The organism is Collimonas sp. OK607 (assembly GCF_900111995.1).
GTDB lineage: Bacteria > Pseudomonadota > Gammaproteobacteria > Burkholderiales > Burkholderiaceae_D > Collimonas.
Genome location: NZ_FOKF01000074.1, coordinates 1 through 9,304, shown reverse-complemented (window position 1 = coordinate 9,304; position 9,304 = coordinate 1). Strand labels below are relative to the sequence as shown.

Annotated in this window: 6 protein-coding genes and 2 pseudogenes; 4 read left to right on the top strand and 4 right to left on the bottom strand. The window is 56.4% G+C overall.

The features are described from left to right. Positions 1-297: pseudogene (locus tag BM029_RS25145) on the top strand (IS4 family transposase); the annotation flags it as partial. A 119-nt stretch (positions 298-416) separates the two neighbouring features. On the opposite strand, the gene BM029_RS25140 reads toward BM029_RS25145, so the two are convergent. Next, the gene (locus BM029_RS25140) at positions 417-1,415 is read right to left on the bottom strand and encodes a D-2-hydroxyacid dehydrogenase family protein (RefSeq protein ID WP_092440743.1); all 999 of its coding nucleotides are present in this window, start codon (positions 1,413-1,415) and stop codon (positions 417-419) included. A gap of 402 nt (positions 1,416-1,817) precedes the next feature. On the opposite strand from BM029_RS25140, the gene BM029_RS25135 reads away from it, so the two are divergent. Continuing rightward, on the top strand, positions 1,818-3,689 hold the full coding sequence (locus BM029_RS25135; RefSeq protein ID WP_092440741.1) for a phosphoenolpyruvate carboxykinase (GTP): 1,872 nt from the start codon (positions 1,818-1,820) through the stop codon (positions 3,687-3,689). A 337-nt stretch (positions 3,690-4,026) separates the two neighbouring features. Here BM029_RS25135 and BM029_RS25130 read toward each other — a convergent pair whose 3' ends face one another. Further along, positions 4,027-4,344 (bottom strand): hypothetical protein, encoded by a 318-nt coding sequence (locus BM029_RS25130; RefSeq protein ID WP_092440739.1) that lies wholly within the window; start codon positions 4,342-4,344, stop codon positions 4,027-4,029. Positions 4,345-4,744: 400 nt separating this feature from the next. On the opposite strand from BM029_RS25130, the gene BM029_RS25125 reads away from it, so the two are divergent. Then, complete coding sequence (locus tag BM029_RS25125) at positions 4,745-5,710, top strand: LysR family transcriptional regulator (protein ID WP_092413126.1); 966 nt, start codon at positions 4,745-4,747, stop codon at positions 5,708-5,710. Positions 5,711-5,862: 152 nt separating this feature from the next. Here BM029_RS25125 and gntK read toward each other — a convergent pair whose 3' ends face one another. Beyond that, entirely contained in the window at positions 5,863-7,416 is a 1,554-nt protein-coding gene (gntK, locus tag BM029_RS25120) for a gluconokinase (RefSeq protein WP_092440737.1), read from the bottom strand. A gap of 397 nt (positions 7,417-7,813) precedes the next feature. On the opposite strand from gntK, the gene BM029_RS25115 reads away from it, so the two are divergent. Next, a complete protein-coding gene (locus BM029_RS25115; RefSeq protein WP_092440735.1) occupies positions 7,814-8,848 on the top strand; it encodes an HTH-type transcriptional regulator GntR in 1,035 nt (344 codons plus the stop codon). A gap of 105 nt (positions 8,849-8,953) precedes the next feature. Here BM029_RS25115 and BM029_RS25110 read toward each other — a convergent pair. Further along, a pseudogene (locus BM029_RS25110) lies at positions 8,954-9,304 on the bottom strand (DDE transposase); the annotation flags it as partial.

Below are 9,304 nucleotides of genomic sequence, written 5' to 3'. Positions count from 1 at the left end.
CTCATCCGAATGATTATGCTGCAATCGGCCTTGCTCGCCGATGTCTTGCCACGCGCACTGAGCTTCAAGCATACGCTGCAACTATGGCTGGCAACGGGCGATACATTGCGTCACCCTAATGACGATGATAACGTCGCAGAATTCTTGGCGTTGGTGGCCGAACAGACGATCGGAAACCGACCGGGGCGAATCGAACCGCGCGCCATCAAGCGAAGACCAAAACCTTACCCTCTACTGATGCAAGCACGGACCCCAGCAAGAGAGATGCTGCGAAAATACGACCATCCGAAAAAGCTAAGTAAGTGCCATTCGGGTCAGAGTGAACTTTCGGCGGTGAAGCATGCCGAAAGTTCACTCTGACCCCGGTTAGTTCATTCTGCTCGTCGCATGGGTCGTAAAAACATTCAAAATTGCCTTTACGCGCCCTTCCGCAACAGCGCGTCTGGATTCAGGACATTCTTCGGTGTGCCGTTGGCGAATTCCACAACGTTCTGGAATGCGGCGCGGAAGTACAGCTCGTAGCTGTCTTTTTCGACATAGCCCAGATGCGGAGTAGCCAGCACGTTCTCCATCCGTAACAGTGGCGAGTCCGGCGCCAATGGCTCGGTTTCGTACACATCCAACGCGGCATAACCGGGCCGGCCTTGTTGCAAAGCCGGCAGCAACGCACCGTCTGCAACCAGTTCAGCACGACTGGTGTTGACGAAAATCGCGGTCGGTTTCATCAACGCCAGATCAGCAGCCTCGACGATGCCACGGGTAGCGTCATTCAAGCGCAAATGCAGCGTCAACACATCGGCTTCTCCAAAGAACTGTTGTTTCGACTCGGCAGCTTGATAGCCGTCTTTTAACGCCGCAGCGCGGCTCGCTTCACGGCCCCAGACCAGTACGCGCATGCCGAACGCCTTACCGTATGCTGCAATCATGCGGCCGATTTTTCCATAACCCCAGATCGCCAGCGTCCGTCCTTTGAGCACGGTGCCGAGCACATTATTTTGCGGCGTCGCCGAGACCGATTGCCATTGCCCCTGCTGCAGATTGCTGACATAACGCGGAATGCGGCGGCTGGCCGCCATGATCAGGGCCCAGGTCAGTTCGGCCGGCGCGGTCGGATCGCCGACGCCTTCGACGATGGCGATACCGCATTCAGTGGCCGCCTCGACATCGATATGGCCGCTGACTTTTCCAGTCTGTGAGATCAATTTCAGCTTAGGCAATTTTTGCAGCAGTGCTTTGGAAAAACTGCTGCGTTCGCGTATCAATACCAGCGCGTCGAAATCGGCCAGGCGGATTGCCAATTGACCAACGCCGCGTGCGGAATTGTTGAACACTTTGACCTCGTGCCCATCCAACATCTTGAAACAGTCGAGATGGCGGACGCAGTCTTGATAATCATCCAATACGGCAATTTTCATAGGAGTCTTTTGATATTTAAATTGCATAAAAATAAATAAAAACAGCTGCTACGTAATAAAGCAACAGCTTCCGGAAAACGAGAAATACCTTACTACATTAGTTGGTCATTTTCACTACAAATGAGGTGTACAATCGGCCCACTTTTTCCGGGAAAGCGGCTACTTCCCCGATAAAACGGGCAACATCGCTCAACAGGTGTGCGGCCTGCTGCACTGTAAGAACTGCAGTTAGACCCGCAGTAAAACCAACGCGATGTTTGTTCGTCGACAAATGATACCGCTAACTAATCAGATCGCCGGCAGCAAGTACACCAGAATTCAGCCAGCCGACATGGCAAGTCAGACGACGACAAGCAGCTGGCAATAAAAAGATTTCTTTATTGGTATTGGAGGTAGTTTTTCATGAATCAACCACGCATGGGCGGCATCGCCGCAATCAATGCTCCGGCATATGTCAAACAGCAAAAGCTGATCAACTGGGTAGCCGAAGTTGCGACCCTGACCAAGCCTGATCAAATCTATTGGTGCGATGGTTCACAGGCTGAATACGATCGCCTGTGCGGCGAAATGGTGGCAGCGGGCACCATGAAAAAGCTGAACCAGGAAAAACGCCCTAACAGCTATCTGGCATGCTCCGATCCGTCGGACGTGGCACGGGTCGAAGACCGTACCTTCATCTGCTCGGCCAACAAGGAAGACGCCGGCCCGACCAACAACTGGACCGACCCGGCCGAAATGCGCAATACGCTGCACGGCTTGTTCGACGGCTGCATGCAAGGCCGCACCATGTATGTGGTGCCGTTTTCGATGGGCCCGCTGGGTTCGCCGATTGCCCACATCGGCGTTGAACTGTCCGACTCTCCTTACGTCGCCGTCAACATGCGTATCATGACGCGCATGGGCAAGGCTGTGTATGACGTGCTCGGCAGCGATGGCGAGTTCGTGCCTTGCGTGCACAGTGTCGGCGCACCGCTGGCAACCGGCCAGAAGGACGTCGCCTGGCCATGCAACCCGACCAAGTACATCGTCCACTATCCGGAAACCCGCGAAATCTGGTCTTACGGTTCCGGCTACGGCGGTAATGCACTGCTCGGCAAGAAATGCTTCGCCTTGCGCATCGCCTCGACCATGGGCCGCGATCAAGGCTGGCTGGCAGAACACATGCTGATCCTGGGCGTCGAATCGCCGGCCGGCAAGAAACACTATGTGGCAGCGGCTTTCCCTTCGGCCTGCGGCAAAACCAATTTCGCCATGCTGATTCCACCAGTCGGTTTTGATGGCTGGAAAGTCACCACCATCGGCGACGACATCGCCTGGATCAAACCGGGCGCCGATGGCCGCCTGTATGCGATCAATCCGGAAGCCGGTTATTTCGGCGTTGCGCCTGGCACCAATGACAAGACCAACCATAACTGCATGGCGTCATTGCGTGAAAACACCATCTTCACCAACGTCGCCCTGACCGACGACGGCGACGTCTGGTGGGAAGGCATGACCAGCACCGCGCCAGAGCACCTGATCGACTGGCAAGGCAAGGACTGGACGCCTGCCATCGCCAAGGAAACCGGCGCCAAGGCAGCGCATCCGAATGCACGCTTTACCGTGGCGGCAACCCAGAATCCGGTGATCGACGCGGCTTGGGACGATCCGGCCGGCGTGCCGATCTCGGCCTTCATTTTCGGCGGCCGCCGCTCCACTACCGTGCCGCTGGTAACTGAAGCCCGTAACTGGGTTGAAGGCGTGTACATGGCTGCCACCATGGGTTCGGAAACTACTGCTGCAGCAGCAGGCCAGCAAGGCATCGTACGCCGCGATCCGTTCGCGATGCTGCCGTTCATCGGCTACAACATGAGCGACTATTTCCAGCATTGGCTGACGCTGGGCGAAAAGCTGGGTGCCCAAGGTAAGGAAAATGCCGTCGAGTTGCCGAAGATTTTCTGCGTCAACTGGTTCCGCACCGGGGCTGACGGCAAATTCGTCTGGCCTGGCTTCGGCGACAACATGCGCGTGTTGAAATGGATGCTGGATCGCCTCGAGAGCGAAAAGGCCGGCGGCGTTGAGCACTTGTTCGGCGTGACACCGCGCTATGCTGATCTGAGCTGGGAAGGCTTGAATTTCAGCGAAGAACAATTCGACCGCATCACTGCTATCGATAAAGCTGCATGGAAAGCGGAAACCGCGTTGCATACAGAACTGTTCGACAAGCTGAAATATCATTTGCCGAAAGAACTGGCTGACGTAAAATTGGCGCTGGAAAAACAGTTGGCCGACTAAAGCTGTGAATAAAGTTGGTAACTGTCTCGGTTACCGGCTTTCCCGCGTAACAAACAAAAACGCCCGCAGCGTAAGTTAGCGGGCGTTTTTTATGGCGCTCTACAGTCAAAAAAACCCCTGCTGACGGTTAGCCAGCAGGGTCAATCTTTCCATCGCGGGAAAGAGGAGACGTCAGAAATTCAATGGTGAAGATGGTGAAGCTGGCTTATTACAGGCCGTTCAGACCCATCCAGGCCGAAACGCGTGTTGCCGCGGCGCGCAGCCATTGCATCACAGCGAAAGTAGGGAAGCCGTCGTCGTCATAATAGATGTATTGGTGCATAACAACTCTTTGTAGTTAATCGCGACCGGCCAGCAGTCGCAGTTCAGCTGCCAGGCTTGGCTGGCTGTGTGCATGGTCGTTAGCCATGCGGCGTACTAATTGCTGCCCGTTGAACTTGCTGCGGGCAATCCGCTGGTCCAGCGATTTGCGCGGCTTGATCAACATCAATGCAGCACGCAAAACCCCCATCCAAAGCGGTTTGAAATACACCATCAAGGTCGCCAACGCTCCCAGGCCCAGCAATGGCCGCAACGCGGCAGCAGCGGCAGCGAGCAGCGCCGATGCATCGAACAAAGCTATTTCAGCAGGCAGGGCAAAAGCGAATAAAGACATACGACTACTTTTCAATGATGATGTTGCATTGCAGTATATTCATTACTTAGCGAGCTATCCAATTCTGATTTTGGATATCAGTTATGTGCTAAACGAATAATGTTCGGTATATGTCAAAAAATCCGCCGTGCACATCAATTAGGCAATGTATGTAAGATAAAGGCTGACGGGGAGGGATCGCATTATCTTGGTTTCCTGCAAGCAACCATTATAATGGTCAGACATAATCTCAACTGATAGCCGCTTTATGTTGTTGTGCAATATTTTTACAGACCTTGAAATCTGTCATTGCGCTTTCATATAACAGTTATAAAATCTGTGAATATTGCATTCAGGCCAAATTTTTCTGCCCCGTTTTCAGTAAGAATCCAGTCCAAAATAACTAACAATAGATCCGACCATGAGCTTTTTAACGCTTGATTTAAATCTGCTGCGAGTCTTCGATGCCGTCATGACCGAGCAAAACCTGACACGCGCCGCCAGCCGCCTGGCAATGACCCAGCCGGCGGTGTCGAATGCCTTGAAACGATTGCGCGATACGCTCAACGATGAGCTGCTGATCCGCACTGCGCACGGCGTCAAGCCGACCCAGCACGCCGAAGAATTGTGGCCGGTAGTCAGACGCGCACTGACCGACCTGGAAACCGCGATCACGCCGGAAACTTTCGATGTCTCGCGCGCCCACACCACCTTCCAGATGGCCATGGCGGACGCCACCGCAGCGCTGTGGCTGCCGGGACTGGTGCGTACGATCGAACGCGAAGCACCGCAACTGAATCTGCGCATGGTGCCGCTGACCACCCGCGATCCGCGCCAGATGCTGCTGCGTGGCGATGTCGACCTGGCGGTGGGGTTTTTCCCTGGCGTTGCAGCCCAGTTGGCCGGCGGCCAGACTACCAGCGCTTCACCGATCCATCATGAGCGGCTCTACACCGGCGAATATGTGTGCGTGATGCACAAGAAACATCCGCTGGCGAACCAGGTGCTGACCCTGGACAACTACTGCGCATCGCATCATTTGCTGGTGAGTTTTTCGGGCCGGGCGCATGGCTTGATCGATGAAACCCTGGCGGCGATGGGGCGCGAGCGACGCATCCTGCTGACCGTCAATCAATTCTTCACGGCTGGCCGCGTGGTTGCCAGTTCCGATCTGCTGACAGTCTTGCCGCGTCACCTGATTGGCGCCACCGGCATGACCGAAGAACTGGTGGCGCGTGAACTGCCGTTCCCGACACCAGCGGTCCATGTCGATATGCTGTGGCACGAGCGCGACTCCCGCAATCCGGCGCACAAATGGCTGCGCGCGCACTTGAGTGAAACTGCGCATGAGAAATTCAGCTTGATCGATCCGGAAGACGAAGATTAAAAGACTGTAACGGCAACTTGTAGGGTGGGCACGCCTTTGTGCCCACGCGGAATTCACAACCACGTACATGCGTCTATTTTCCGCGCCGCGAGGTTCTGTACTCCGGTTATCGCGGTCACGCGTGGGCATACATGCCCACACCCTACGCCTTATCAGACTTGAACCGCAGTCTCGCGCTGAAACTGCGACAGCTGCCGGTATTGCTGCTCCAGCTGCTTGGGGATAGCCTCATAGATCGGCCATAAGCGGCGATACAGCGCAACGTTGTCGGGATTCGGCAGATGCTGGTGCGTAGCGCCGACCATGCCGCCGATGGCATCCAGCGAATCGATTTTCCCCAATGCGTATAGACCCAGCACGGTGGCGCCGAGACAGGACGATTCGACGCTTTCCGGCACTACCACTTCGCGCTCGAAAATATCCGCCATCATTTGCCGCCACAACGCCGAGCGCGCAAAACCGCCGGTCGCCATCATGTGGGTGGTCGGTCCGATCAAATCTTCGACGGCCGGCAAGATACTGTACAGACTGAAAATCACACCTTCCAGCGCGGCCCGGATCATATGCGGTTTGCCGTGATGCATCGCCAGGCCGAAATAGGATCCGCGCGCATCGGCATTCCATAGCGGCGCGCGCTCACCCGCCAGATAGGGATGGAACAGCAGTCCTTCGGCACCGGCGGTCACTGACTCGGCAATCTTGGTCAACGCTACATACGGATCTAGTCCTGCTTCCCTGGCGGCGGCAGACTCGGCGGTGGCCAGCTCATCGCGCACCCAGCGGAAGATGCTGCCGCCATTGTTGGTAGGCCCGCCGACTACCCAGTGTTTGGCAGTAAGTGCATAACAAAAAGTACGGCCGGCAGGATCTGTCATCGGCTTGTCGATCACCGTCCGCATCGCCCCCGAGGTACCGACGGTGACGGCAACCTGGCCCGGGCCGATGGCGTTGACGCCGAGATTGGACAGCACGCCATCGTTGGCGCCGATCACGAACGGCGTCGACACCGACAAACCCAGTTGCTGCGCCATGGCCGGCGCCAGGCCGCTCAGGTAATGCGTAGTCGGCACCAGCCGCGATAGCTGTTGCGGGCTGATGCCGAGCATCTCCAGCGCGCCCTGATCCCAATCCAGCTGCTGCAAATTGAACATGCCCGTGGCGGAAGCGATCGAGTGATCGACCAGCCATTCGCCAAACAGGCGATACAGCACATATTCCTTCATACCGACAAACCTTGCGGTGCGCCCGAACAACTGCGGCTGGTCATGCCGCAGCCACATGATTTTGCAGAGCGGCGACATCGGATGAATCGGCGTGCCGGTGCGCAAATAGATCGCATGGCCATCCAGCTCGTCGCGAATCCGGTTGGACCATTCGCCCGCGCGATTGTCGGCCCAGGTGATACTGTTGCTCAATAACGCGCCATCCTGATCCACCGCAATTACGCTATGCATTGCAGCGCTGAAAGACACCAGGGCGATCTGTCCGGCGGCGACCTTGCTGCTCTCGACCGCATTCTGGATCGCGCTGAGCACCGCCGCGTAAATCTGCAGCGGATCTTGCTCTGCCATGCCCGGCGTGGTGCACAACAATGGATATTCCACCGCGTGCTGCGCCACCACCTGTCCCCGGGTGGTGAACAGCACCGCCTTGGTGCTGGTGGTGCCGATATCTACGCCAAGCATGTATTCTGGCTGGTGATGCATGAACTACCTCATGATGGAATATGTAGATGTAATTAAGACGCGCTGAACAGGCCGCTATCCCGGATTCGACCGGTCATTTGGCGAATCCCTGGTCTCATCGCCTCATTGTAGTGCTTGTCGGTGGCTGCGCAGCGGTTGTAACAACACTTTATGTGGTAACGCTACCATATGGATTATGCTTAAATCGGGATGGAGTAGCGTGGCGCGACAGCATCATTCCCCCAAGGAGACTATATCAATGTGCCATGCCTTGCGTGTAACATTGGCTGCGCTAGCCAAATGAACAAGATTCCGCTGCCGCGTACAAATATCTACAGCTTGACCGGATAATACGTACAGGAAACAGCAGCCAGCCAAATACAAAGTACAACGAGACTACAAAAATGCCATTGCAACCATGAGCGGCCCGGAACTCAAACAACAACGCCATAGCCGCGCCAGCGGCAGGGTAACTATCGTCGACGTCGCCCGGCTAGCCCGCGTCAGCCCGATGACCGTATCGCGCGCACTGAAAACCCCGGCGCTGGTGCAGCTTGAAGCACGGGAACGGATTGCGGCGGCGATCAAACAACTCGGCTATGTGCCGAATCAGGCTGCCAGCACGCTGGCCTCGGCCAAATCGCAGGTGATCGGCGTGATTGTGCCGTCGCTAAGCAACTCGGTTTTCGTGGACACCCTGACCGGGATCCGCGACAGCCTGAATCAGCACGGCTACAAATTCCTCATCGGTGAAAGCAGTTATTCGTCGGAAAAGGAAAGCCAGCTGATCAGCACGTACCTGGCGCATGCGCCAGACGGTTTTTTGCTAAGCGGGATAGAACAGCAGGATGAGTTGCGCGACCAGCTGGCGGCGCACAATGTACCTGCGGTGCGCATGTTCGACCTGAATCCCGACTGCAGCGATGTCACAGTCGGTTTTTCGCATGAAGATGCGGGCTACAGCATCGCCCGCCATCTGATCGAGCGCGGCTACCGCCAGCCCGGCTTCCTCGGCGCCCAGCTTGATCCGCGCATGATGAAACGCCGGCACGGCTTTCGCAAGGCACTCGCCGAAGCCGGCATAGCGGCCGACGTCGAAGTACTGACGCCGGCGCCTTCGACGGTGGAACTCGGCACCAGGATGCTGGGACAGATCTTGCAGCAGACACCTTCCTGCGATGCGGTATTTTGCTGCAACGACGATCTGGCGCTTGGCGTCCTGTTTGAGTGCCAGCGCCGCGGCCTCTCGGTTCCCGGCCAGATGGCGATTGCCGGTTTCAACGATTTGCCGTGGTCAGCCTACGCCAATCCAGGCATCACCACGATCGTCACGCCGCGTTACGACATCGGTTTTACCGCCGCCCAGCTGCTGATCAAGATACTCAGGCGCGAGGTGGTGGAAACAACCAGCGTCGATCTCGGTTTCCGGTTGGCGATACGGAGTAGTACCTGAGTTGGCGCTACGTTAAATCAATCTCTCCGATTTAACGTAGCATTGCAGCGTTGACACGCAGGTATTCGGTCGCCTGAAATAAATTAGGGTCAGAGTCTAATGCCGTTAAGTTAGCGGCTTTCTTAGCCGACGTTCGGGGTAGCGCTGCGGCTTGGCCTTGGTGACCCGGTCGAATTTTCGGCCGGGTCGGTAGACATTCAGTTCGAGGATCATCCTCTCGCGCATGCGTTTGAGTAAGCCTGGTAGATTTCCTTGAGCGTTGAGGGCTGCGGCGTGCATCATTTCGAACTGGAAGGCGTGCAAGGCCAGGACAAAGCTGATTTCAGTTGGCATGCATTTCACCTGTTCTGCGGTGCGCGCCATTTCAAGCCGGACGAGGTTGTATGCGATCAGCACGCCCCAGATTTCTTGGCGGGTCGCATCCACCCCATGGCTGCGCAGGTTCAGCGTCATTCC

Bases quoted from the DNA above. Each gene is read 5' to 3' on its own strand.
- BM029_RS25140 (WP_092440743.1), bottom strand. From the start codon at position 1,415: ATGAAAATTGCCGTATTGGATGATTATCAAGACTGCGTCCGCCATCTC.
- BM029_RS25135 (WP_092440741.1), top strand. From the start codon at position 1,818: ATGAATCAACCACGCATGGGCGGCATCGCCGCAATCAATGCTCCGGCA.
- BM029_RS25130 (WP_092440739.1), bottom strand. From the start codon at position 4,344: ATGTCTTTATTCGCTTTTGCCCTGCCTGCTGAAATAGCTTTGTTCGAT.
- BM029_RS25125 (WP_092413126.1), top strand. From the start codon at position 4,745: ATGAGCTTTTTAACGCTTGATTTAAATCTGCTGCGAGTCTTCGATGCC.
- gntK (WP_092440737.1), bottom strand. From the start codon at position 7,416: ATGCATCACCAGCCAGAATACATGCTTGGCGTAGATATCGGCACCACC.
- BM029_RS25115 (WP_092440735.1), top strand. From the start codon at position 7,814: ATGAGCGGCCCGGAACTCAAACAACAACGCCATAGCCGCGCCAGCGGC.